The organism is Paracoccus sp. pheM1 (assembly GCF_018499825.1).
Classification (GTDB): Bacteria; Pseudomonadota; Alphaproteobacteria; order Rhodobacterales; family Rhodobacteraceae; genus Paracoccus; species Paracoccus versutus.
The window spans coordinates 891,567-914,315 of the sequence record NZ_JAGXCX010000003.1; the positions used below are offsets into that span (position 1 = coordinate 891,567).

Sequence of the window (22,749 nt, forward strand, 5' to 3'; positions counted from 1 at the left end):
GCCCGCGCGCACCCCCAAGGCGAACGGAACCGATGAATCACCCCAAAAAGCCAGCCGGCCGTATCATCCCTCTGTGGGAACGGATCGCCGAGGAACTGCGCGGCCGCATCGCCGACGGATCGCTTCCCGTGGACAGCTATCTGCCGAACGAGATCGACCTTGCGGGACAGTACGGGGTCAGCCGGAACACCATCCGCGCCAGCCTGCGCCAGCTTGCCGATCAAGGCTTCATCACCCGCATCCGCAAGAAGGGATCGCGCGTGGTTAAGAATGACGAGGTTCCCGTCGTGCGGACCACCGTCAACCCGTTCATCGCGCTGCGCGAGATCCACGCCAAGTCCCGGCTGAGGATCGATTCCTTCGAGCATTTCGGTGGGATCACCGGGCTTTGCCGGGATTACACCCCCTTTGGCCGCGACCCGGCCGACTGGTTCAGGCTTTCCTGCTATCGCATCCTGGACAAGACGCAGGAGCCGTGGAACCCGATCACGCTCTATTTCCCGCGCGAGTTCGAGGAGGCCGCGCGGCGGATGGGCAAGACCAAGGCGTCGGCCATCGACGTCATCAGCGATCTGGGCCTGGGCCGGGCGGTGTCGGCGCGGACCTTTGCCCAGCCGGTGCTGATGCCGGACGATTGCGCGGACTATCTGAAGATCCCGCGCAAGATGCTCGCCACCCAGATCACGACGCTGTATTTCAACGCCGACGACCAGTTCTTCCACCTCAGCGTCAGCCTGAATCCGGTGGACAGGTTCCAGATCGAACTGATCTTTCAGCCCTGACCTTTTCGGCCCCCACCTTTTCGGTCCCGACCGTCAGCGCCCTTCGCGGCGGGCCAGAAAGCCCGCGATCTCGCCCACGATGCCCTTGCGGAAGGCGATGACCACCACCACGAAGATCACGCCGTTGATGACCAGGATCCAGTCCTCGATCCCCGACAAGAACTCCTGGATGCCGATGATCGTCGCCGCCCCCGCGATCGGGCCCAACATCGTGCCGATGCCGCCGACGAGGTTCATCAGCACCACCTCGCCCGAGGTATGCCAGGACACATCGGTCAGCGAGGCCAACTCGAACACCACCGCCTTCATCGCCCCGGCCGCGCCGGACAGGGCGGCGGACAGCACGAAGGCCGCAAGCTTGTAGCGGTTGGTGCGGTAGCCAAGCGAGATCGCCCGGGTCTCGTTTTCCCGGATCGCCTTCAGCGTCTGGCCAAAGGGCGAATGCACGGTGCGGAAGACGATCAGGAACCCCGCCACGAACAGGATCAGCGTCGCCAGAAAAAGCTGGAACTCGTTGCGCGTGTCCAGCAAGCCCAGGAAATACCCGCGCGGGATCGACTGCAGCCCGTCCTCGCCCCCGGTGAACGGGGCCTGGATCGCCAGGAACAGCAGCATCTGCGCAAAGGCCAGCGTCACCATCGCTGTATAGATGCCATGACGGCGGACCGCCAGCACCCCGGTGCCCAGCCCCAGCAGGGCGGCCGCGGCGGCGGCCAGCACGATCCCCGCCTCGAGCGGCCAGCCGAAGGCCTTGATCGCGTGGCCGCCCACATAGGCCCCGCCGCCGAAGAACATCGCATGGCCGAACGAGACGATGCCGGTGAACCCCATGAGCAGGTTCAGCGCCAACGCGAACATGGCGAAGCACATGATCTTCATCACCACGAAGGGGTTCATCACCAGAGGCGCAAGCAGCAGCACCAGGACGATGGCGGCAAAGAGCCCGAGTTCCGCCCTCCGGCGGCGGCGGGTCATCAGGCGTTCGTTCCCGGGTGCGGAAAGGCTGGTCGTGTTGCCGGTCATCGGGCGCTCCCGAACAGGCCCGAGGGCCGGAAGATGAGGATCAGGATCATGATGAAGAAGATCACCGTGGTTGAAGCAGCGGGATAGAAGACCTTGGTCAGCCCCTCGATCAGCCCCAGCCCGAAGCCCGCGATCACCGAGCCCGCGATGGAGCCCATGCCGCCGATCACCACCACCGCGAAGACGACGATGATCAGGTTCGAGCCCATCGCCGGGCTGACCTGATAGACCGGGGCGGCGACGACGCCCGCCAGCCCCGCCAGCCCGACGCCGAAGCCATAGGTCAGCATGATCAGCCGGGGGATGTTGACGCCGAAGGCCTGCACCATGTCGGCATCCTCGGAGGCGGCGCGCAGATAGGCGCCGAGGCGGGTCCGCTCGATGGCGATCCAGACCGCAAGGCAGACGACCAGCGCGATGGCGATCGCCGCCAGCCGGTACATCGGCATGCGCATGAAGCCCAGATCGACCGCGCCCGGCAGCGGGTTGGGATAGGGCATCCCGGACCAGCCATAGGTCTGCGCCACCAGCCCTTCGAGGATCAGGGCGACGCCGAAGGTCAGCAGCAGCCCGTATATCTGGTCCATGTCGCGGAGATGCCGCAGCAGCCCCCGTTCCAGCGCCATGCCCAGCACGGCCACCACCAGCGGGGCGAGGACCAGCGCGCCCCAGAACCCGATCCCGAAATAGCTGAGCAGCATCCAGGCGGCATAGGCGCCCAGCATGTACTGCGCCCCGTGCGCGAAGTTGATCAGGTTCAGCAGCCCGAAGATGATGGCGAGCCCAAGGCTCAGCAGCGCATAGAACGCCCCGTTGACCAGCCCGAGCGCAAGCTGGCCGTAAAGCGCCTGTGCGGGAATTCCGAAAATTTCCATGCCGTTTCCCTTTCAGACGCCCAGATAGGCCCTGATCCGCGCCGATCCGGCGCCGAGGCCGTCCGAGGCGATTTCATCGACCACCCGCCCGTGCTCGACCACGTAATGCCGGTCTGCCAGGGCGGAGGCAAAGCGGAAGTTCTGCTCGACCAGAAGGATGGTGAAGCCCATGGACCGCAGCGATCCGATGATCTCTCCCAGCTGCTTGACGATGATCGGGGCCAGGCCTTCGGTCGGTTCGTCCAGCAACAGGAACCTGGCTCCCGTCCGCAGGATCCGCGCGATGGCCAGCATCTGCTGTTCGCCCCCCGACAGTTTCGTTCCCGGGCTGTGGCGGCGTTCCATGAGCCGGGGGAACATCGCCTGCACCCGGTCGAGCGTCAGGGGATCGGCGCCGATCACCGGCGGGAGTTCCAGGTTTTCCTGGACATCCAGCCGCGAGAAGATGCCGCGGTGTTCCGGGCAATAGGCGATGCCCATCCGTGCGATCCTGTGCGGCGGCAGCGCGATCGCCTCGCGCCCCTCATAGGTGATGGCGCCGCTGCGCTTTTTCATCAGCCCCATGATGGCGCGCATGGTGGTGGACTTGCCCGCGCCGTTCCGGCCGAGAAGCGTCACCACCTCGCCCCGCTCGACGTGCAATGTCATGCCGTGGAGCACATGGCTTTCGCCATACCAGGCATGAAGGTCGCGGACCGAAAGCATGGCCGTGTCTGCGGTCATCCTATTCTCCCATATAGGCGCGGGTGACGTCGGGGTCGGTCGAAACCTCGGCATAGGTTCCTTCGGCCAACACCTCGCCCCGCGCCAGGACGGTGATGCGGTCGGAAAGCTCCGCTACCACGGACAGGTTGTGTTCCACCATCAGCACCGTCATCGGCCCGCGCAGGCGGTTGATCAGCGCGGTGATCGGCGCGATGTCCTCGATCCCCATGCCCGAGGTCGGTTCGTCCAGCAGCAGCAGTTTCGGCCGCAGGGCCAGCGTCGTCGCGATCTCCAGCGCCCGCTTGCGGCCATAGGACAAGCTGGAGGCGAGCCTGCCCGCACGGTCGGCCAGCCCCACGTCGGCCAGAAGCTGCTCGGCCTCGTCGTTCAGCGACTCGGACCGGGTGATCGGACGCCAGAACCGGAAGGTGCCCCCCTCGCGGCGCTGGAGCGCGATCCGCACGTTCTCGATCAGGGTCAGGTGCGGGAACGTGGCCGAGATCTGGAAGGAGCGCACCATGCCGTCCATCGCCACGTCGGCCGGATGCCGCCGGGTGATGTCCTTGCCGTCGAAACGGATCATGCCCGAGGTCGCGTCCAGAAACCGGGTCAGCAGGTTGAAGGTCGTGGTCTTGCCTGCCCCATTGGGCCCGATCAGCGCATGCACCTTGCCCCGCGCCACGTCGAGGGACACGCCGTTCACGGCCTTGAAGCCGCCGAACTGCCTGGAAAGGTTGCGTGCTTGAAGAATCGTGTCGGTCATGGCGTTCCGTTCCGGCTGTGCCGCGCGCGGGCCGTCATTCGGCAGTCGCGCTGGTTTCAGGGTTGCCCGCATAACGGCCGAGCAGGGTTTCAAGCGCCGGAACCTCGGCCGGGGCGGGGTCGAGGCCCATGGGAAGATACCAGGCCCGTTCCATGGCGATGCGGTCCGCGGTGCCGTCGATCACGGCCAGGGCGATGCGGCGCGAGACCTCGGCCGGCAGGCCCGGGGCGGCTTGCACGATCCCGGAAACCGCATGATGGGCCCGGGCGGTCGCCTCGCGCAGGTCGGCGGTGGCCGCCCGGTGATCGGCCAGCAGATCGCCGGCCGCGGCGATCGCGCTTGCCAGCGCGGCGGTGTCCGGCGCGTCCGGGGCCGCTTCGCGCACCAGCACGGCCAGCGTCCGGGCATCGGCCAGCTGGAACCGTTCCCGCGCATGCAGATGGTCCAGCCGCGACCGCAGGAATTCCAGGTAGTGCACGATCAGGCTCAGCTGTTCGCGGGCCAGCGGGTCGTCCGGTTTCAGCGAGGGCGCGATCACGTCGGTCAGCGATTTGCAGACGGCGCGCAGGCCGGTGTCGGAGTGATCCATCACAGACGCTCCTTGAGACAAAGGGAGAGTTCGAGTTCGACGGTAGGCGCCATGCCCTTGACCCGGGTCAGCAGCGGGTCCTGGTGCGACTTGCCAAGCCGCGCGACGCGGTTGGCCGTCGCCACGGTCGAGGCGATGATCTGGTAGCAGTTCAGGATGCGATACCACGCCAGCCGGTCGGGATCGACCGAGAGCCCCGAGGCGCGGCTGTACCGGTCGAAGAATTCATCCAGCGGGATCAGCCCGCAGACGAAATAGGTTTTTCTGTCTTCGGAATAATGGCCCATGGTCGATTGCGTCATCCAGGCCAGATCGCGGTGGCGGTCGCCGATATGCGCCCGTTCCCAGTCGAGCCATGCGCCGATTCGGCCGGTTTCCTCGTCGAACAGGAAATTGCCGCTGCGGAAATCGCCATGCACGATGCTGGCGTGGTCGAGCACGGGCGCGTTCGCCTCGAGCCAGTTCGCGGCCACGTCCATCAGCGGGAAATCCTCGCCCCGGTCCTCTTCCCAGATGCGGCGGGCGCGGTTCAGCTGCCAGAGCGCCGCCTGGGTGGTCCCGGCCCGGGGCATGTCCATGGTCGAGAAGGACCGGGCCGAAAAGTCGAAATGGTGGATCGCCGCCAGATGGGCCATGAACTGCGGCGCCAGCTTCGCGCGCAGCTCGGGCCCGAAATTGGTCCCCAGTCCGCTGACCTGCCCCGTTTGCGTCGTCCGGCTTTTGGTGACGCCCGGGGCAAAGGCATAGATCAGCGCCGGCTGGGGAAACCAGCGCCCGTCCGGATCCAGCCAATACACTGCGGGCACGGGAATGATGTCCTGGAACGCCTCCAGCAGTTCGTATTCCCTTGCGCGGGACGTGGTATTGGATCCTTCGGACGGGTCCATCCGCAGCACCAGCCGTTCCTTCCTGCGGCCGCTTGCCGGGTCGTCCCATTCCAGGGTGAAGCCCATCTGGATCTTGGACACGCCCCCGGTGAACCAGCCCGGTTCGGTGATGACGAAGCTCCCGACGCCAAGGCCGGTCAGCATCCGGGTCAGGTTCGCCTCAAGCTCCTCCAGCGTGATGCGGCGATAGGGCGGGCCCGAGCGGTTCTGCATCTTGCGTGTCAGAAGCTCGTCCACCTCGCGTTCCACGGGGAATCGGTCGCGGATCGCGCGGATGAACTCGGGCGTCGGATTGTCGCGGATGTTGAAGCCGTCGTGCAGCGAAGCGGGTGCGGCGGTCATGCGATGCCCCCCGTCCGGACGCGGCGCCACGGCGCGGAACGCGACATGTGGCGGGCAAGGTAGTCCAGCCCGAAGATGTCGCCGAATTCGCCGAAGCCGACGCGGTTGTTCCAGGTGTAACGCATCGTGGTCTGATAGCAGACATGGCAGGGGTTGAACGAATGCCACGGATGCCCGCCGACCGCGGTGCCCAGGAACTCGAAGCTTTTGCCGCGGATGTCGGTGACGGTGATGCGGTTGCCGACCGGCTGCAGGTGGACACGGTTGGCCTGCACCTCGGCGCTGACCACGCCGTAAACCTCGCCATTCTCGCAGACGAAGCCGAACTGGACCGGATCATACAGCACCGTGCCCTTTTCGATCCGCATCGGCACGGCCAGATGGATGGCCAGATCGTCGCCGAAGTTGATGGAGACCCAGGTCACCGCGCGGGTGCCCAGTTCCTTTCGCGGACCCCAGGAATGGTCCATGCCCTCGTAGCAATCGACCTTGTAGGTTTCGCCGTAAAGCGTCAGCGACCCGGTGACATGGCCCTTGCATTCGAAATGGCCGTTCGCCCATTCCTTGCCGATGCGCGTGTCCTCGGCGCCCGTCGCCCGTTGCGAGAGCAGCGGGTTTTCCGCCGGGTCATGCGGGTCGAAAGGACGGTGCAGGCCGCGGAAGTCCAGGTCGAAGCTGCAGGCGCTCAGCTGGTTCTCATAGCGCATGTGATAATTCTGCGGACCGCCGAGCGCCTTGATGGACAGCCCGTTCTCCAGCGTGAAGTCGGAAAACTTCTCAGGACATTTCAGATGCATCTGCGGGTCGGTGAAGTCGATCTCGTAGGTGTGCAGGCAGATGCCGCGGCTGACGATGACCGAGGCCAGGCACACGCCCAGGTTCGGCCGGGCCAGCACGTAGCAATTGCCGAAGATGCCTTCTTCCGGGACCGCGAACGGCAGGAAGGTGGTCTCGGTCCAGCTCATGTCCGAGGGGTCGCGCGGATGGAAATCTGCATCGGCTGGGGTAATCATTGGCTTTGCTCCTGACGGGGATGGCGGATCGGTACGGGGCCGCGCACGATCCGGCGGTTTGCCTACGCGCCTTACTTCGCCAGCGCGCATTTCTCCGGTTCGGCCGGGCCGAAGGCCTGATCGCCGGGAATGGTCTTCAGCACCTTGACGTAATCCCAGGGCTTCGTGCTTTCCTCGGGGGTCTTGACCTGCATTACATACATGTCGTGGATGGCACGGCCGTCGGGCCGGATCGTCACCTGGCCGAACAGCGGGTCGTCGATCGGCTGCGCCTTCATGTCCGCGACGATGGCGCCGGCCTTGGACGACCCGGCCGCAAGTGCGGATTCAAGATAGTGATAGACCACGGAATAGACGCCCGCCTGTCCTTCGGACGGCATCGCGCCGTTGTGGGCGGCGGCGAAACGTTCGGAAAACGCGCGGGTCCGGTCGTTCGTGTCCCAATAGAAGGCCGTGGTATAGATCAGCCCCTTGGCCGCATCGAGCCCCAGCCCGTGCACGTCGTTGATGAAGATGGCAAGCGTCGCAAGCCGCTGGCCGCCGTCCACCAGTCCGAATTCGTTGGACTGCTTGATCATGTTCATCAGGTCCGTGCCCGCGGTGCCAAAGGCCACCACGTCGGACCCCGAGGATTGCGCCTGCAGCAGGAAGGACGAATAATCGACCAGCCCCAGCGGCGGCAGCACATGTCCCTTGACCTCGCCCCCCGCCTCGAGCACGAATCTGGTCGCGACCGCCTCGAGCCCCTTGCCGCCGGCATAGTCGGAAGTGACGAAGAACCAGCTTTTCCCGCCGGTCTCGACCGTCGCCTGCGCGGTGTTGCGGGCCAGCGAATACAGGTCAAAGGTCCAGTGCACCGTGTTCGGCGTGCATGCATCGCGGGTCAGCGCGTCATGCCCGCCGCCCGAGACGAGCAGAGCGGTGTCGCTATCCTTGACCAGCGTCGCGACCGCCAGCGCGGCGGCGGAATTCGGCACATCGACGATGGCGTTCACGCCGTCCCTGATCCAGTCCCGGGCGATGGTCGAGGCAACGTCGGCCTTGTTCTGGTGATCGGCAGAAAGCACTTCGATGTCGAAATCCGCCTCGGGATGCGCCATGCGGAAATCCTCGACCGCAAGTTTCGCGGCCACGACCGATCCCGGCCCGCTCCAGGCGGAAAAGCCGCTGGCCATGTCGTTCAGGACACCCAGACGGAGCTTGCTGATTTCGGCGAAGGCCGTGCCTGCGGTCAGGGTGAGCGCCAGCGCGGAGACGGCCGGAAGCCATCCCAGCAGCCGTCCCGGAAACCGTCCACGATTGATAGGTGCCATTGTCGCATATCCTCCCCGATATGTATGATGTATGGCGTTGTGAGGACGCATCGGTTGGCGCAGAAGCCATCGCCGGCCTCCGGCATGTGCCGAAACCTTTCTGTTCACTGTAGTTTTTCGCCCCCCGGCACTGCCTCCTCCGGCAGCCGATGGCCGGGCGATATTGGTACGCTAGAATAAGATAAATCTGCTGTCAAATGATTTGTTGGTACATAATAACGGACGGAAGGATGACGGAATCCGGGGTCCGGCCAGGCGGCCGAAGGGGCGCCAGGATTGAAAATACACAACAATATCAGTTTTGTGCCGGGTTTCCGGCCCGGCGCGTCCGGCTGGGAACCGGGCCGCGTCCGGGGGCAGGGGGCCCTAGCGGCCCTCGAATCGGGGGGTGCGGCGCTGGGAAAACGCGGTCATGCCCTCCCAGGCCTCGTCCGACAGCGAGAGGCGCGAAATCGTGCTCGCCTCGTCCTCAAGCGCGGCCTCGATCTCGCGCAGGCGCGCTGGCCATCGTGCGCTTTATTCCGCCATAGGCGAGCGTCGGCCCGTTCGCGAAACGGCCCGCCAGTCTTTCCGCTTCCGCCAGAAAATCCTCTTCGGCAAGGATTTCATCCACGAGACCCGATTGCTTGGCGTCCTCGGCCGAAATCGTGTCCGAAAGCAGCAGGAATTGTTTTGCCCGGGCATAGCCCATGCGGGCGGGCAGGGTCAGCGTGGTGCCGCAATCGGCGCTGAAGCCGATCATCGGAAAGGCGGGCGTGAAACGGGCGCGTGGGCTGGAAAACACGAAATCCGCCATTGCAATCAAGCCGATCGCGCCACCGGCCGCGGGGCCCTGGACTGTGCAGATGATGGGCGCGTCAAGCCGTAGCAGGCAGACGATCGCAGAATTCAGATCGGCCGTGGTGCGCCGCACGATTTCCGGTATTTTGCCGCGGTCGGAAAGAAACATGTTCATGTCCCCGCCGACGCTGAAATATTTTCCGGTCGAGGAGACAAGCACGTTGCTGGCCCGGATTGCAGAGCCATCAAGGGTGTCATTGCCAGCTCCGCCCCACAGGGAATCGCTTCCGGCCGCAGCTTCCAGTAAATCGTCTCCGTCCCGCCCGTCCAGAACATTGGCTCCCCCGTTTCCGACAAGCCGATTGTTTGCTGCTGATCCCAGTCTCCGATATTGGCGCTGCCTTGCAGCCAGACGTTTTCGACGTTGGCATAGGCCCCGTTTTCGCGGTCCAAGTTGACGCCGACCGTTGCGTTGATGCGGTCGACGCCGCCAGCGGCGCTCTCTGCAATGATATCGCCCGTGTGGTCCATGCGCCAGAGACGGTAATGGGCCGCAGCCAGATATCGTTCTGTTTTGTTGGAAAGCGAGGGGCGGTCCCAGGTCACCCCTTCAGGCTGCCCGCACTGTAGCAGGGCCGACGGCCGCTTGGACAGGCCCCCACTCTTCCGGATCAGGTGCGATCCTAGAGGGCGGTATTTCTACCGTAATGCTTATGCGGCCAAGGATTCTGCCGGTTGCCAGCCGCCTTGATACAAAGGCAAGTATTTCTGGAATCGCGTCCGCGCAACGATGTCTTCGTCGTTCCGGTCGCGGGGGATGCGGTGCTGCGCCAGCGCGCGGCACGGCTTGTGCTCCGTTACACGCGGCAGGACTGTCCGAACCTGGTCGATGCAGGCCCTACAGGGCGAGGGGTTGAAAAGCCTTCCCGTGCGTCGCCGTCAGGATCGGCTTCCAGCGTCGGATCGGCAACCGCCTTGCGCAGCCGGTCCTTCTTCTGGAGGTCCTTCCACTGGCGCGGCCGGTCCCGGCTCATGCCGCCGAGCTGCAATAGGTCAGCGCGGAAACGCCGATCTGGCGCCATCGTCCTGCCCTGGCCGCGCAGCACTTCAACCCGCCGCAACTTCGGCTTGTGCCGCATCCGTGCCATTGCGCCCCGTGCTTCATGGCCGGAACCATCTTCCAGGATGGACCCGTTCAAGGGAGGTGGATCGGTCGCGGACGATTGCATCCCTGCTCCGGGCGCGTTAGTTGCAATGACTACCAGTCGCCATTGCCCGCATTGGAGGGACGATCCCGTGGATATCGCAAACCCGCTTCAGACCCTTATTGCTGACCTGCAGGGCCTGCATTTCAGCGACTACGAATCCCGTGCCTATCTGGGGTTGCTGAAGATCCAGCCCGCGACCGCCTATGAGGTGGCCAAGGAAGCGGGGCTTCCCAAGGCGAATGCCTATTCGGTGCTGGAAAGCCTGGTTCGGAAGGAGGCGGTGCAGCCGGTTTCCGAAAGCCCGGTCCGCTATACCGCGACGCCGCCGGACGTGTTGCTGTCGGCCATCGTCGAGACGACCGAGCGGCGCGCGGCCCGGATCAAGGAAGGGATCAGCAAGCTCGGCAATGTGCCGCAGCAGGAATATGTCTGGTCGATGACCGGGGCGCATGCCATCAACTCGCGCATCTCGCAGATGATCGACGCCTCGACCACGCATCTCTGGATCAAGGGGTCGGAGGACAATCTCGAGGGGCATCTCGACCAGCTCGAGGCGGCCGCGCGGCGCGGGGTGGACGTGCTGATCGTGCTGTTCGGCACCAAGGTCGAGCAGTTCTCCTGCGGGGGTCGCATCACGGTCATGCTGCACGAGGGCAATGGCATTCCGGTGGCGATGGCCCCCTATCTGATCAGCATCACCCGCGATTTCGAGGAGGCGCTGGTGGCCGAGTTCGGCAGCCAGCCGCACGGTTCCTATACGCGCAACAAGCCCCTGGTGAACATCTTCGACAGCCTGATCCGGCACGAGATCTATTTTTGCGAGATCTTCGCCATCTTCGGCGACGAGATCCAGAACCGCTTCGGCCCGGCCCTGTTCGAGCTGCGGCAGAAATACCTTCCCACTCCGCAGGTCGAGACGCTTCGCAAGCTGATCGGCGTTGGGGACGACGCGAACCCCTGAGGCCCGCGCCGCATTGGATCGCGACGCCGGGTCCCTGCCGTTACCCGCAAGCGCCGCGCATGGCGGATGACCGGCGGTCGTCCTGTCCGTTGCGCGGCGGCCCTGGCGGATTTCCTGCAGGCCGATCCGCTGTCCGGTATGCCGGCGGAGGGCGGGGGCCGCGGCCAGCGGTCCCGCCCCTGGTGCTATTGCAGCAGGCCCAGATCGGTAAGCGAGGCCCTGAGCAGGTCGCGCTCGGTCGCAAGGAAGGTCATCGTCTCGTCGTGGCCCTTGACGTTTTCGGTCCAGTAATTCTCCGCGACTTCCTTTTTCCAGGCGTCAGTCGCGGCCATCTTCTGCAAGGCATCCTCCCAGAAGGCGATCTGCTCGGGCTCCATGCCTTGCGGGCCGATCACGCCGCGGAACGGGCCATAGACCACGTCATAGCCGAGTTCGGTCCATGTCGGCACATCCGACAGCGCCCCGCCCAGCCGCTCGGGCGCGCTGACCGCCAGGCATTTCACGTCGCCCGACCGGACATATTCCGCAAAGCTCGCGGCGGGGGCGATGGAAAAGTCGATATGCCGGCCAAGAAGCGCCGTCACCGCCTCGGACGCGCCCTTGAAGATCACGGTCTTGGGTTTCATCACGTCGAAGCCTACCGCCCCGGCAAGCTGCGCGAAGGCCACGTGGTTGTGGTTGCCCGGCGTGGTGGCGAAGCCGAAGCGGATCGCCTCGGGCTTTTCCTTCAGCGCCGCGACCAGATCCGCGGCGGTTTCCAGGTCGCTGTCGGCATGGACGGCAAAGCAGAGATATTCCGAAACCAGCGTCGCGATGGGGGTCAGGGCCTCGAAGGTCATGGGCGAGGTGCCCCGCAGCTCGTCGGTCAGGATGTTGGGCGAGGTGATCGAGATATAGTGCATGTCGCCCGGATGCCGGTTCATCGAGGCAAGGCCGACCGCCCCGCCGGCGCCGGGCTGGTTGATGACGTTGATCGGCTGGCCGACGATGCCGTCCTCCAGCACGCGCTCGATCGCTCGGGCGGTGCGGTCGAAGCCGCCGCCGGGCGAGGCGCCCACGATGATCTCGATCACGCGAGTCGGCTCGGCAGCCTGTGCGGCGGCGGCACTTGTGGCCACGGTCAGGGCCATTGCAACGATGCGGCTGAATGCAGCCATGGTGTCCTCCTATTGGGTTTGCGGTCTTTTTTCCTTTTTCGCCGCGCGCCGAAGCGCACGGTTCCGCGGGCTCATCAGCCGGGTGGCGGGCAGGATCGCCGCCAGCAGCACAAGAAGCGCGCTGAGGCCAAGGAACACCGCCGCGATGCCGCTGGGCACCAGCCCGGCCGGATCGCCGTCCGACAGGGAAAGCGCCTGGCGCAGGGATTGTTCCAGGCCGCCGCCCAGGGCGACCGCCAGCACCAGCGGGGCCAGCGGCACCTGCGCGCTGCGCAGCAGGAAGCCGATAACGCCGAAGACCAGCGCCACCTGGATGTCGAAGACGTTGTTGTTCAGCGAATAGGCTCCGGTGACGGCCAGCAGCAGGATGATCGCGTTGAGCGGCGCGCCGGGCATCATCAGCATCCGCACGAAGATGCCGATGAAGGGAATGTTGAGGATCACGAGCACCACGTTCGCGACATAGAGGCTGCCGATGATGCCCCAGACCAGGTCGGGATTTTCGGTGAAGAGATGCGGGCCCGGCTGGATGCCGAAGATCATCAGCGCCCCCAGCAGGATCGCCGTCGCCGACGATCCGGGCAGGCCCAGGGTGAAAAGCGGGATCAGCGCGCCGCCGACGCTGGCATTGTTGGCGGCCTCGGGGCCGGCCACGCCCTCGATCGCGCCCTTGCCGAATTCTTCGGGGTGGCGGCTCGACCGGCGCTCGGCGGCATAGGAAAGAAGCGTCGCCACCGCCCCGCCCGCGCCCGGCACGACCCCCACCATGAAGCCGATGACCGAGCCGCGCAGGAAGGAAAAGCGGCAGCGCTTCCATTCGGAGGGCTCCATCCACAGCCGTCCGACCGTTTCGACCTTGCCCCAGCGCCGGGCCATGATCTCCTGGATGTTGGTAAAGACCTCGGAGATGCCGAACAGGCCGATGATGACCGCGATGAGGCTGATCCCGTCGAAAAGGTTCGGCGAGTTCATGGTAAAGCGCGCCGCGCCGCTTTGCAGGTCGATGCCGACTGTGGCGATCATCAGGCCGATCACGATGGCCATGAGCCCCTTGACGGCCGCGCCCTGCATCAGCGTGGCGGTCGCGATCAGCGCAAAGGTCATCAGCGCGAAATATTCCGCAGGCCCGAAGCGCAGGGCGAAGCGCGCGATGGGCTCGGCCAGGAAGGTAAGCCCGACAAGCCCGACGCTTCCCCCGATGAACGAGGCGACGGCGGCGCAGAAAAGCGCGGCACCCCCGCGCCCGCGCCGCGCCATCGGGTTGCCGTCGAGCATGGTGATGACCGACGAGACGTCGCCCGGCGTGTTGAGCAGGATCGACGAGATCGAGCCCCCGTACATCGAGCCGAAATAGATGCCGCAAAGCATGATCATGCCGCCCGTTGGGTCGAGCCCGTAGGTCAGCGGCAGCAGCAGCGCGATGCCGGTCGAGGGGCCGAGGCCGGGCAGCATCCCGATCCAGGTGCCCACGAACGCCCCGATCAGGACATAGACGAAGTTCCAGCCGGAAAAAGCGGTGGCGATGCCCGTGGCAAGAAAGGCGACGGTGTCCATCAGAAGATCCTCCCCAGCAGGGTCGGCGGGAAATAGGTCTGCAGAAGCACCGTGAAGACGACATAGAACAGCAGGGTCAGGCCCGCCGCGTATAGCAGCGCAAGGCGCAGCGGCTCGCGCAGCGTCAGCAGGAAGCCCAGGAACAGCAGGAAGCTTGTCGCCGCATAGCCGACGACCGGCAAGAGCAGGATGAAGCCCAGGACCAGCGCCGCGCAGATCGCGATGGCGACAAGGGTCGCAAGCGGCGTGGCCGGCGCCTGCCGGGCCGAGGGCTGCACCAGCGTGATGATCGAGAACAGGATCAGCAGCGCGCCGAGGATCTGCGGAAAGGCCCGCGGCCCCAGCGGGTCGCCGAAACTGCCCTGCGCAATGCCGAGGGAAGCCGAGAGATAGAGCCCGGCCACGGCGATGCAGATCAGGGCAACCACCCTGTCGATGCCAAGAACATGTCTCATGGTCTTCTCCCTTCGTCCTGCGCCGCCAGGGGCTCGGCCAGGAAGGCGATATGCCGGTCCCAGCCGCTGTCCTGGTCGGGGCAATCGATGCGATAATGGGCGCCGCGGGATTCCGTCCGCGTGCCGCTTGCCTGGAGGATCAGGCGCGAAAGCACATACATGGCGTCGAGCGAGAAGCCCTCGACAGGGCCCGCCCCGGCCAGCGCCGCCTCGACCAGGGGGGCGAGGGCGGCGTGGCGGGCCAGCGCCCGCTCGACCGCGGCGCCGGTCCGCTCGATCCCCGCCCCTTCGACGAGGATCGCCCGGATCTCGGCCTTCAGCGCCGCGTGGTCCCTTGCGGCTGCAGCCCCGCCCGGCAGCCGGATGCCGATCATGTCGGACCGGGGCCGGCCGTTCGGGCGCCGCGGATCCTCGGCGATCAGGCAACGCACCATCCGCGGCGGAAAGTCGAAGCGCAAGGGCCGCTGGCCGGCCGTGCGGGCATGGTCCGCCGCGCTGCGGCCGGCGCGGATGCCAAAGACCGCGGCCTCGGTCAGCCCGTTGCTGTTCAGCCGCGTCGCGCCGTGAAGGCCGGCGGTGATCTCGCCCGCCGCGAAAAGCCCCGGCACGGCGGTGCGCCCGTCGATGTCGGCCACGACGCCGCCCATGGCGAAATGCACATCGGGCGCCACCTCGACGCGCTCGCGATAGGGGTCGATGCCGACCTTCGCGATCGCCCGCAGGAAGCGGCCGGAAACCTGCGCCACCGCCTCGCGGTCGGTTTCGGAAATATCCACCCAGACGGCGCCGTGTTCCGTGCCGCGCCCCTCGCTCACCTCGCGGAAAATCGCCCGCGAAAGCACGTCGCGGGTCGCCGCCTCCATCCGCTCGGGGTCGTAGCGGTGCATGAACCGCTCGCCCCTGGCATTCAGCAGCTTGACGCCGGGCTGCGCCATCAGCCCGCCGCCGGTGCTGGTGCCCCGCACCTGCGGCGGCCAGGCAAGCGAGGTGGGGGTGAACTGCACGAATTCCAGGTCGGTCAGCACCGCCCCGGCCTTCAGCGCGAGGTAATAGCCGCTGCCGTCCGCCAGGTCGTGGTTGCTGGTGACTGGAAAGATCCGTCCCATGCCGCCGCAGGCCAGCAGCACCGCCCCCGCCTCGATCGCAAGCCAGCCGTCGGGACCATGGCAGAGCAGCCCCGCCGCCGCCCCCTCGGCGTCCTTCAGCACTTCGATGGCGGTGGTATGGCCGACAAGACCTATCCCCGCCTCGGTCGCGCGTTCGATAAGCGTCGTCATCAGCCCGACCGCCCCCCCGTCCTCGCAGCGGACCGAGCGCGCGCGGGAATGTCCGGGGGCGGGGTAAAGGGCAAGGTCGCCGTCCTTCCGGTGGAAGGCCACGCCGAGCGACTCGAGCTTGCGGATCGCGGGCCCGGCCTCGGCCACGAAGGTCCGGGCGATATCGTCAAAGGCAAGGCCGCGGGCCGTCCGGCGGATGTCCTGCAAATGCAGTTCGGGCGTATCCTCGGGGTCCACGCCCGTCACCGCCGCAAGGCCGCCGCTCGCAAGCCAGCTGTTGGCGGACTTGCCGATCTCACCCTGGGCGACCAGGGTCACGGTCGCGCCGGCTTCGCGTGCGGTAATGGCGGCAAGCAGCCCTGCAAGGCCCGAGCCCACCACCACGACGTCGGCGCTTGCACGCGCCGCTTCGGTTATCACCACGTTTTCCTCCCCGATCTTTGGCCGGCCTCCCCGCCGGCGCTTGGTTGTCGCGCCTAAACCTCCAGTCCTGCGCGCAGTTCCTCGATCCTTGCGCGCGGGGCGAACAGGTCGCCCGCCATCAGCAGCCGCGCCGTTCGCTCGACCGCGGCGCTTTCGATGCGCCAGCCGTCCGCGGTCCGCGCCACCTGGGCCGAGACGGTCAGCACGCCCGCCGGATGGCCAAGCCGGGTCCGGTCGTCCCCGGCGCGGCACAGTTCCTGGACGATGCTTCCCGGCAGGCGGCTGGCCACAGCCGAGCAGACCGCCCCGGTCACGGCAAGCGTGTTGTGCGGCTTCTGCATGGCCAGTTGCCGGACGCAGACATCCATGCTTTCGGCGCTCACCGGACCATCCTGCGCGGCATAATCCTGCGGCGGGCCGACCATGATGACGCGCGGAATGTTGGGCGAGCGAAGCGTCGCCTCTTCGGGCCGGTCCACGAGGCCAAGGACGGTCGCCGCCCAGCCCCTGATCGCCTCCAGCTCGGCCATCAGGGCGGGATTGGCGCTGATCTCGGCGGGGCTTTCGGCACCCGTCGCCCCCAGCGCCCTGGCCGGGACGAAGACGAAGGGCGTCGCCGCATCCACGAAAGACACCGGCACCTCGCGTTCGCCCAGCCGGACCATGTCGCGGACCGATCCGGTGGGCAGCAGCCTGCCGCTGACCGCGCCCGCGCAATCGCCGAAATCAAGCGCGATGGCCGAGCCGGTGCCGGGCACGCCCGGTATGCGCGCCTCTCCCTCGATGCAGGGGCGGCCCTTTTCGACGCGAAAGCGTGCGGTGACGACTTGGCCCGTGTTCGTGGTGTGGATCCGCACCGACATCTCGGGCTCCCGCGGGGCGATCATGCCGCGCAATACCGCGAAGGGGCCCACCGCGGCCAGCATGTTGCCGCAATTGCCGCCCGCGCTGACCATCGGCCGGTCGATGCCCACCTGCAGGAAGGTATAGTCGAGGTCCGCGTCGGGGCGGGCCGAGCGGCCGACGACCGCCGCCTTGCTGGTCAGCGGGTCGGCGCCGCCGATTCCGTCGATCTGCCGACGGTCGGGCGAGCCGTAGCAGGCCAGCAGGAGCGCGTCGCGCTCCTGCCGGTCCGCAGGAAGATCCTCTTGCAGGAAGAAGGCCCCCCGGCTCGATCCGCCCCGCATGAAAAGGGCGCGGACCGAGACCTGTTGCGGATCGCTTATCGCGCCCGCCGCTTCTTGTGCGGAAACCTGGGGCATGGCCGCCTCAGGCTGCCCGGAGCGCGGGCTTGCGGTCGGATGCGACCGTAAGCGCGGGTATGACGCCCGCATCGCTTTCGGTCTCCAGCGCCATCAGGCGGCGGCTGATGTCCGCGATCCTGTCCTCGTCCAGCACCAGCCCGGCGGTGGTCAGGAACTTGCGCTCCAGCTCTTCCGCGGTCAGCGGGTTGGTGGGCTCGCCGCGCGGCTCGTCGCTGCGGTGGACAAGGCTGCGCCCGTCCTTCAGCCCCAGCGTCACCACCGCCTGCCGGCCGCCCACGCCGAAATCCGGCTCGGCCTCCAGCACCACCCTGGCCGCGAGGTCGTGGATCGATTGGTCGGCATAGCCGTCCCAATAGTCGCGCAGCCCGTTTCCGCCCCGCGCCAGCGCCAGCGCCACGCCGAACTGGGTGCTGCCCATCGCCGCGTTCAGGCTGGGGCAGGGGAACTTCGACGCCTGCCGGATGGCAAGGCCGCTCATCTTCACCGTGATCGTGTCGATCTCGTCCAGCGTGATCCCCTCGTCATGGAAAAGCTGCGCGAGGTCGATCGGGCCATGCGCATAGCGGCAGGCGGCATGGGGCTTGAAGCCCACCTCCATGATCGCGAACTCGGTGCCGAACCCGTCGAGCAGGTCCGAGGCGCGGACGCTGTCGGTGAAGGCGTTGAGGAAGCCCTCCTTCGATTCCAGCGCCTTTTTCGGCCCCGTGAAGCCGCGGCGCGCCATGACCCCGGCCAGCACGCCGTTGAAGGCGCCCTTGCCGGGACCAAAGGGCTTGGCCATGCAGGGATCGTCCAGATAGGACTGGATGCCGCTCGACTGCATCGCGGCCAGGCCGATGGCATTGGCGATGCCTTCCTCGTCGCAGCCCAGAAGGCGGGCGGTGATGACGGCCGCGCCCATCAGCGAAACGGTCGAGGTGGTGTGATAGCCGCGATGGCGGTGGCCGGGGTTGATCGCCTTGGCGACCCGGATCGCGATCTCGTAGCCCGCGACGACCGCGGCGACCAGATCCTCGCCCTTCGCGTGGCTGACCTCGGCCGCGGCAAAGGCCGCGGGGATAAGCACCGATCCGGCCTTGATCAGGCCCGAGCCATGCGCGTCGTCGAGTTCCACCCCGTGCCCCATCGCGCCGTTGCAAAAGGCGGCCAGCGGCGCCGGCACCTTGTCGCCATAGCCGACGATCGTGCTTTCGGGCTTGCCGCCCCATTCCTGCACGAGCTGCGTGATGGCGATCGCCGCCTCGCTGATGGCCGAGGCGGCGATCTGGTTGCCGACGCCATCGCGGATGATGAGCTTGGCCTTCTGCTGCACCGGGGCCGGCAGGTCTTGATAGCGCAGGTTCGCGGCCAGCTTCGCAAAGCGGCGCGTCAGGCCCTGGAGATCGGCTGTATCGCGGATGTGTTCGTTCATCGGCTCTTCCTTCGATTGAGTGTCTGGCAGGTGAGGGATGTGGTAGTTTCTAGCGCTGCGGCTATTGGTGGTATGTATAGCTACTACCATTTGCACCGACCTGTCAACGACGAGCAGCCGTTTTGCCGATCATGGGTCAAGGATTTGAAAAACTTGGTTTCCAAGCGGCCAGTTCCAGCCCGTATCCGGGTTACCGAACAATCTTGCGCTTTTAGGTGGTAGTAACTACAACCATTAAAGGGAATCAGGAGGCCCCATGTGCGACCGTTCCATCCTCGGGCCCTTGCCGGGGGCTGGTCCCGGCGGACCATGGCGCGGTCGCGGGGGCACGGGCTTGGGGAATATCGCAAGATGCAACATCAGATGCCGGGCGAGGCCGCGACTTCGGCGGAGGGGGTGACGCCGCTCAAGCTGTTCCTCGGCTTCGCCTCCATCGGCTTCGTGGGCTTCGGGGGCGTGATGCCCTGGGTGCGATGGCTGGTGGTGGACCGCAAGAGCTGGTGCAGCGCCGAGGAGTTCGACAATCTCTTCGCCTTGGCGAGCTTCCTGCCGGGCGGCAACGTGCTGGGCGTGTCGGTGATGGTGGGCGGACGGCTGGCCGGGCGGCGAGGCTCGCTTGCGGCGGTGCTGGGGCTCGTGGCGCCGCCGGCCGTGCTTGTCTGCCTCATGGCCGAACTCTATCGCCGGCACCAGCATCTCGAGGCGGTGCAGGGCATGATCGGCGCGCTGGCCTCGGCGGCGGCCGGGCTGATCGTGGCCATGGGGCTGCGCATGGTCTGGCCGATGCGGCGCAGCCCGCGGGCCCTGGCCATCGTCCTGGTGGTCGTGGTCGCGGCCGGGCTCCTGCGGCTGCCGCTGGTCTGGATCCTGCTGACGATCCTGCCGGCCAGCCTGCTTGCCGCCCGCCTGGTCGCAAGGTGACGGCCGATGGAGAATCCCGTCGCCCTGCTGACGCTGAAGATCCTTTTCCTTTCCTGCATCGCGGTCGGTGGCTTCATCGCGACGGTGCCGGAACTGAACCGCTTTGCCGTGCAGGTGCAGGGCTGGATGAGCGACGGGACATTCGCCACGCTCTTTGCCCTGTCCCAAGCCTCGCCCGGCCCCAACCTGATCATCGCGACCCTGGTCGGATGGGAGGTCGCGGGCTTTGCGGGCGCCGTGCTGGCGACGGCCGCGACCTGCCTGCCGACGCTGGTGATCGCCTATCAGGCGATGCGTTTGCGCGCCCATCACGGCCGCGCCCGCTGGTTCTTGCTGGTGGAGCGGGCGATCCTTCCGATCGCGGTCGGGCTGATCCTTGCCACCGCGATCCTGCTGACCGCCTCGGCTTCGGGTGCCGCGCCGCCGAAGCTGGCGCTGACCGCGCTGACGGCGGCCTTCCTCCTGGCCACCCGCCGCAGCCCGCTGGTCCCCCTGGCGATAGCCGCGGTGCTGGGCGGCGCGGGGTGGGTCTGACGGGGCCCGGCACCGCGCCGCCGCGCCGGCGGGGCAGGGGGCGCGGCCCTACTGGCCGCGTTCGCCCTTCATGGCGCGGTCGACCTCGGCCGAAAGGATCTCGGTGACCTCCTGCCGGTAGCGCCCGAGCCGCTGGTCCAGCGGGTCGCGCGGATGGGGCAGGTCGATCCTGACATCGGCCACGATCCGCGAGGGCCGCGCGCCAAGGATCAGCACCCGGTCGGCCATCAGCGTCGCCTCCTGCACCGAATGGGTCACCATCAGGATGGTCTTGCTGGCCGCGATCCACAGATCCTGCAGATCCTTCATGACATAGTTCTTCGTCTGCACGTCCAGCGCCCCGAAAGGCTCGTCGAGCAGCAGGATGTCGGGCTCGCAGGTCAGCGCGCGCGCGATCGCCACCCGTTGCTTCATGCCACCCGAAAGCGTGGCGGGATAGGCATTCTCGAACCCGCCGAGGCCGGTGAGGCGGATCCATTTCCGCGCCCGCTCCTCGGCCTCGGCCCGCGGCAGGCCGGCGATCTCGGGGCCCAGCGTGATGTTGCGCAGGACCGTGCGCCAGGGGAACAGCACGAATTCCTGGAACACGATGCCCCGGTCGGGCCCCGGCTTCACGATGGGCTTGCCGTCCACCTTCAGCACGCCCGAGGTGGTCTTCAGAAAGCCCGCGATCGCATAGAGCAGCGTGGACTTGCCGCAGCCCGAGGGGCCGATGATCGACACGAATTCGCGCTCGCGGATCACCGTGGTGAAATCCTCGACGGCGACGATGCTGCCAAAGCGGATGCCGGCGCCCTCGGCGGTGATTTTCGGCTTTGGGGCCAAGGTCGCGGTTTCGCCCACCGGATCGGACAGGATTTTCTCAACGTTCGACATTGACGCCCCATTTTTCAATCGTTCGCTTTTCCAGGGCGCCGATGACGCCCCGCTCGATCAAAAGCCCCATGACCGAGATCGTCAGGATCCCGCCGTAGATGCTTTTCATGTCCATGTATTCCTGCGCGTCGTAGATCATGAAGCCGAGCCCGTGAGAGCTGGCAGCCAGCATCTCGGCCGCGATCAGGGCACGCCAGGCATAGCCCACACCCAGCTTCAACCCGGTGATGAGATAGGGCAGGATGCCGGGCAGGACGACATAGCGCAAAGTCTGGAGGCGCGAGGCGCCCATGGAGGCCGCGACCCAGTAGACCTTGCGCGTCATCATCTCGATGCCGGTCACGACGTTGTAGATGATCTCGAAGCTGGCCGCGATGAAGACCACCGTGATCGTGGTGCGGTTGTCGATGCCGAAGACCAGCAGCAGCACGGGCGTCCAGGCCAGGGTCGGGATCGGCATCAGCGCGCTGATGATCGGCTTGAAGACCGCCCGGCCCCAGCCGGTCAGGCCGATGGCAAGGCCGATGATCGTGCCCAGCACGAGCGCAAGTCCCACCCCGGCGAGCAGCCGGTAGAGGCTCAGCGCGATGTCGAGCAGGATGCCATAGGGCGGATCGCCGTTCGGCCCCGCCGAGATCCAGAGCGCCGCGAAGATCGCGCTGGGCGGCGGGAAAAGGAAGGCGCTGATCGCGCCCGTGCGGGCCGCAATCTCCCACAGGCCGAAGAGAACCCCCAGCGACACCACCGGCCGGATCAGCTTCATGGGGGGCAACGGCAGGCGCCGGCGCGGAATCTCGGCGGTGTCCAGGGTCATTGGCGGCCTCCGGTCTGGGCGTCGCGGGCATACCAGCGATGGATGGTGGCGTGTTCCAGCGTGCCGAACAGGACATGCTCGATCAGCATGCCGATCGCGGCCAGGCAGACGACGCCCACGAACATGGTGCTGACGTCCATGTAGGAGCGGGCGGCAAAGATCATGTAGCCCAGCCCGCTGGTCAGCGCGGCAAGCATCTCGGCCGCGACCAGCGTCCGCCAGGAATGGGCCATGCCCAGCTTGAAGCCGGTGATGAGCGCGGGCAGGGACGAGGGGATCAGCACGCGGCGCAGGACGTCAAGACCGCTGCCGCCCATCGAGCGGACGACCCAGACGGGCTGCCTTCCGCAGGCGCGCACGCCCTGCATGGTGCTGTAGAGGACCGGAAACACCGCGCCGAGGAAGCAGACGACCACGATGGTCAGATCGCCCGGCCCGAACAGCACCAGCAGGATCGGCGTCCAGGCGACGGCCGGCAGCGGCAGCATCAGGCTCAGGATCGGGCTGACCCAGAGCTGGGCCTCCTCGCTCAGCCCGAGCAGGAAGCCCAGCGGCACGCCCACCGCCACCGCCAGGGCGAAGGCGACGAGCGCGCGCCTGAGACTTGCCAGGATATGACCCAAGAGGACCGCGCGCTCTCCCGTCAGGCCGAGCAGTTCGACCGCGCGGGCAAGGATGGTGCTGGGCGCAGGCAGGATGCCCGCCTGGGCAAGGCCGGTGCGCACCGCCAGTTCCCAGACCAGCAGCAGGCCCAGGATTGGCAGCAGGAACCGTATCACGCGCAGGGCGCGATCCAGGATTTGGAAGCCGATGGGCATGGG

24 protein-coding genes are annotated in these 22,749 nt (G+C 66.7%); 4 read left to right on the forward strand and 20 right to left on the reverse strand.

Features of this window, described 5'->3' with window-relative positions:
- Positions 1–32: 32 nt before the first annotated feature.
- On the forward strand, positions 33–782 hold the full coding sequence (locus KF941_RS26985) for a GntR family transcriptional regulator (protein ID WP_214275146.1): 750 nt from the start codon (positions 33–35) through the stop codon (positions 780–782).
- Positions 783–815: 33 nt separating this feature from the next.
- Here the strand turns inward: KF941_RS26985 and KF941_RS26990 are convergent, their stop codons facing one another.
- From KF941_RS26990 to KF941_RS27040, 11 genes are all read right to left on the reverse strand, one after another.
- Positions 816–1,805 carry a branched-chain amino acid ABC transporter permease gene (locus KF941_RS26990; protein ID WP_214275147.1) on the reverse strand — a complete coding sequence of 330 codons (990 nt, stop codon included), beginning with the start codon at positions 1,803–1,805 and terminating at the stop codon, positions 816–818.
- Positions 1,802–2,680, reverse strand: coding sequence for a branched-chain amino acid ABC transporter permease (locus KF941_RS26995; protein ID WP_214275148.1), 879 nt, complete (start codon positions 2,678–2,680; stop codon positions 1,802–1,804). The genes KF941_RS26990 and KF941_RS26995 overlap by 4 nt, the downstream gene beginning before the upstream one ends.
- Before the next feature lie 12 nt (positions 2,681–2,692).
- Positions 2,693–3,403 carry an ABC transporter ATP-binding protein gene (locus KF941_RS27000; RefSeq protein ID WP_214275149.1) on the reverse strand — a complete coding sequence of 237 codons (711 nt, stop codon included), beginning with the start codon at positions 3,401–3,403 and terminating at the stop codon, positions 2,693–2,695.
- A gap of 1 nt (position 3,404) precedes the next feature.
- Complete coding sequence (locus KF941_RS27005) at positions 3,405–4,148, reverse strand: ABC transporter ATP-binding protein (RefSeq protein WP_214275150.1); 744 nt, start codon at positions 4,146–4,148, stop codon at positions 3,405–3,407.
- Positions 4,149–4,182: 34 nt separating this feature from the next.
- Complete coding sequence (locus tag KF941_RS27010) at positions 4,183–4,737, reverse strand: hypothetical protein (protein ID WP_214275151.1); 555 nt, start codon at positions 4,735–4,737, stop codon at positions 4,183–4,185.
- A complete protein-coding gene (locus tag KF941_RS27015; RefSeq protein WP_214275152.1) occupies positions 4,737–5,966 on the reverse strand; it encodes a phosphotransferase family protein in 1,230 nt (409 codons plus the stop codon). Before KF941_RS27015 ends, KF941_RS27010 begins: the two co-directional genes overlap by 1 nt.
- Positions 5,963–6,979 carry a hypothetical protein gene (locus KF941_RS27020; protein WP_214275153.1) on the reverse strand — a complete coding sequence of 339 codons (1,017 nt, stop codon included), beginning with the start codon at positions 6,977–6,979 and terminating at the stop codon, positions 5,963–5,965. The genes KF941_RS27015 and KF941_RS27020 overlap by 4 nt, the downstream gene beginning before the upstream one ends.
- Positions 6,980–7,050: 71 nt before the next feature.
- Entirely contained in the window at positions 7,051–8,292 is a 1,242-nt protein-coding gene (locus KF941_RS27025; protein WP_214275154.1) for an ABC transporter substrate-binding protein, read from the reverse strand.
- Between the two features lie 469 nt (positions 8,293–8,761).
- Complete coding sequence (locus tag KF941_RS27030) at positions 8,762–9,241, reverse strand: enoyl-CoA hydratase/isomerase family protein (protein ID WP_240540643.1); 480 nt, start codon at positions 9,239–9,241, stop codon at positions 8,762–8,764.
- Positions 9,242–9,243: 2 nt separating this feature from the next.
- Positions 9,244–9,678 (reverse strand): hypothetical protein, encoded by a 435-nt coding sequence (locus KF941_RS27035; protein WP_240540644.1) that lies wholly within the window; start codon positions 9,676–9,678, stop codon positions 9,244–9,246.
- A 251-nt stretch (positions 9,679–9,929) separates the two neighbouring features.
- Positions 9,930–10,301 carry a hypothetical protein gene (locus KF941_RS27040; protein ID WP_214275156.1) on the reverse strand — a complete coding sequence of 124 codons (372 nt, stop codon included), beginning with the start codon at positions 10,299–10,301 and terminating at the stop codon, positions 9,930–9,932.
- 67 nt (positions 10,302–10,368) lie between these two features.
- Between KF941_RS27040 and KF941_RS27045 the strand changes: the two genes are divergently transcribed.
- Entirely contained in the window at positions 10,369–11,241 is an 873-nt protein-coding gene (locus tag KF941_RS27045) for a TrmB family transcriptional regulator (RefSeq protein WP_214275157.1), read from the forward strand.
- A 185-nt stretch (positions 11,242–11,426) separates the two neighbouring features.
- Here KF941_RS27045 and KF941_RS27050 read toward each other — a convergent pair whose 3' ends face one another.
- The 6 genes from KF941_RS27050 to KF941_RS27075 are packed head-to-tail and all read right to left on the reverse strand — an operon-like array spanning position 11,427 to position 18,783.
- The gene (locus KF941_RS27050; RefSeq protein ID WP_214275158.1) at positions 11,427–12,398 is read right to left on the reverse strand and encodes a tripartite tricarboxylate transporter substrate binding protein; all 972 of its coding nucleotides are present in this window, start codon (positions 12,396–12,398) and stop codon (positions 11,427–11,429) included.
- Positions 12,399–12,407: 9 nt separating this feature from the next.
- Positions 12,408–13,952: a tripartite tricarboxylate transporter permease gene (locus KF941_RS27055; RefSeq protein WP_036753079.1), complete on the reverse strand. Its 1,545-nt coding sequence runs from the start codon at positions 13,950–13,952 to the stop codon at positions 12,408–12,410.
- Entirely contained in the window at positions 13,952–14,407 is a 456-nt protein-coding gene (locus KF941_RS27060; RefSeq protein WP_214275159.1) for a tripartite tricarboxylate transporter TctB family protein, read from the reverse strand. The genes KF941_RS27055 and KF941_RS27060 overlap by 1 nt, the downstream gene beginning before the upstream one ends.
- Complete coding sequence (locus KF941_RS27065; protein WP_346429033.1) at positions 14,404–16,104, reverse strand: FAD-dependent oxidoreductase; 1,701 nt, start codon at positions 16,102–16,104, stop codon at positions 14,404–14,406. The genes KF941_RS27060 and KF941_RS27065 overlap by 4 nt, the downstream gene beginning before the upstream one ends.
- A 56-nt stretch (positions 16,105–16,160) precedes the next feature.
- Positions 16,161–17,369 carry a PrpF domain-containing protein gene (locus tag KF941_RS27070; protein ID WP_114535649.1) on the reverse strand — a complete coding sequence of 403 codons (1,209 nt, stop codon included), beginning with the start codon at positions 17,367–17,369 and terminating at the stop codon, positions 16,161–16,163.
- Between the two features lie 7 nt (positions 17,370–17,376).
- Positions 17,377–18,783, reverse strand: coding sequence for an MmgE/PrpD family protein (locus KF941_RS27075; RefSeq protein WP_214275161.1), 1,407 nt, complete (start codon positions 18,781–18,783; stop codon positions 17,377–17,379).
- A gap of 351 nt (positions 18,784–19,134) precedes the next feature.
- On the opposite strand from KF941_RS27075, the gene KF941_RS27080 reads away from it, so the two are divergent.
- Positions 19,135–19,704, forward strand: coding sequence for a chromate transporter (locus tag KF941_RS27080; protein WP_240540645.1), 570 nt, complete (start codon positions 19,135–19,137; stop codon positions 19,702–19,704).
- Positions 19,705–19,710: 6 nt separating this feature from the next.
- On the forward strand, positions 19,711–20,238 hold the full coding sequence (locus KF941_RS27085) for a chromate transporter (protein ID WP_214275162.1): 528 nt from the start codon (positions 19,711–19,713) through the stop codon (positions 20,236–20,238).
- 48 nt (positions 20,239–20,286) lie between these two features.
- Here KF941_RS27085 and KF941_RS27090 read toward each other — a convergent pair whose 3' ends face one another.
- From KF941_RS27090 to KF941_RS27100, 3 genes are read right to left on the reverse strand one after another with little or no spacing between them, the layout of a single operon-like run.
- Positions 20,287–21,114, reverse strand: coding sequence for an ABC transporter ATP-binding protein (locus KF941_RS27090; RefSeq protein ID WP_036753096.1), 828 nt, complete (start codon positions 21,112–21,114; stop codon positions 20,287–20,289).
- On the reverse strand, positions 21,101–21,928 hold the full coding sequence (locus KF941_RS27095; protein WP_036753099.1) for an ABC transporter permease: 828 nt from the start codon (positions 21,926–21,928) through the stop codon (positions 21,101–21,103). The genes KF941_RS27090 and KF941_RS27095 overlap by 14 nt, the downstream gene beginning before the upstream one ends.
- Positions 21,925–22,746 carry an ABC transporter permease gene (locus KF941_RS27100; RefSeq protein WP_140846515.1) on the reverse strand — a complete coding sequence of 274 codons (822 nt, stop codon included), beginning with the start codon at positions 22,744–22,746 and terminating at the stop codon, positions 21,925–21,927. The genes KF941_RS27095 and KF941_RS27100 overlap by 4 nt, the downstream gene beginning before the upstream one ends.
- Positions 22,747–22,749 lie beyond the last annotated feature (3 nt).